The following is a 480-nucleotide window of genomic DNA, read 5'->3' on the forward strand; positions in this document are numbered from 1 at the left end:
GCACAAACAAAAGAAAACATCATGAAAGCTGAACAAGCTACCAGGAAGAAACTTGGTGAATTAGGATTAGAAATTTCTGTGAAGAAAACACGCATTATTGATTTTCGCCATGATGATTTTGATTTTCTAGGTTTTACTTTTGGGCATTGGAGAAGAAGGAAAAAGGACGGTAGTCCTTACTATCTTGCACACCCTAAGAAAGAAACTTGGAAAGACTTCAAATTGAAAGTTAAAGAAAAGACTAAGAAATATCTGACGTTCAGTCAAGAAGTTTGGGTGAACCGTTTGAATCCAATCATTCGAGGAAAAGTTAACTACTTTTTAACCATTTGGAAAGCCGTTGAGGAAAACAGAAAGTATGGTATGAAAAGTCGCTGTTTCTATAACACATTTAAAAAATGAACTCCTAGCAATTGATGGATATATAAGAAGACGACTTCGTGTAGCTATGATTCACAAGCATCCTAGTCAAAGAAAAGG

General features: G+C 35.2%; 1 pseudogene. It reads left to right on the plus strand.

Annotation, left to right across the window (positions count from 1 at the left end):
* A pseudogene (locus CD29_RS19840) lies at positions 1–402 on the plus strand (group II intron reverse transcriptase/maturase); the annotation flags it as partial.
* Positions 403–480: the final 78 nt, after the last annotated feature.

The sequence above is a fragment of the Ureibacillus manganicus DSM 26584 genome (genome assembly GCF_000772945.1).
In the GTDB taxonomy this organism is placed as follows: Bacteria; Bacillota; Bacilli; order Bacillales_A; family Planococcaceae; genus Ureibacillus; species Ureibacillus manganicus.